The organism is Bradyrhizobium sp. NBAIM08 (genome assembly GCF_020193935.1).
Classification (GTDB): Bacteria; Pseudomonadota; Alphaproteobacteria; order Rhizobiales; family Xanthobacteraceae; genus Bradyrhizobium; species Bradyrhizobium yuanmingense.
Genome location: NZ_JADYVR010001296.1, coordinates 1 through 385, shown reverse-complemented (window position 1 = coordinate 385; position 385 = coordinate 1). Strand labels below are relative to the sequence as shown.

The 385-nt window shown below is 56.9% G+C and carries 1 protein-coding gene; it reads left to right on the top strand.

What is annotated here, in order from left to right; translation table 11 throughout:
* A partial coding sequence (locus tag I6F37_RS44605) for a hypothetical protein (protein WP_225155073.1) occupies positions 1-334 on the top strand: 334 nt, incomplete at its 5' end.
* Positions 335-385: the final 51 nt, after the last annotated feature.

The window sequence follows — 385 nt, the reverse complement described above, 5'->3', positions numbered from 1 at the left end:
GAACAATCCGAACGCCGCTCCCGGCCTCGATCCGGACGGCGACTGCCAGACAAACCTTTTCGAATACACAGCCGGCATCATCCCCACCAATCCACTCTCGCGCTTCCTGCTTCGCATCGAACCGGTTCCCGGCCAAGCTAACAGGAAAAACCTCATCTTCAGTCCGCGGCTGATGGACCGGATTTATCAGGTGAAATCCAACACCGGACTTTCCGGTCCGTGGCTGGCTCTAGGCAGCTTCACCACCAGCGATGCCACGGACCAACGGACCGTCACCGACCTCGATGCCACCGATGTGAGGAAATTCTATCACGTCGAAATAACCAAGCCGTGAACAGTGGGTGTAGTGATCCTTCCAGAAACTCGCTTGACGAGCGCATCAACC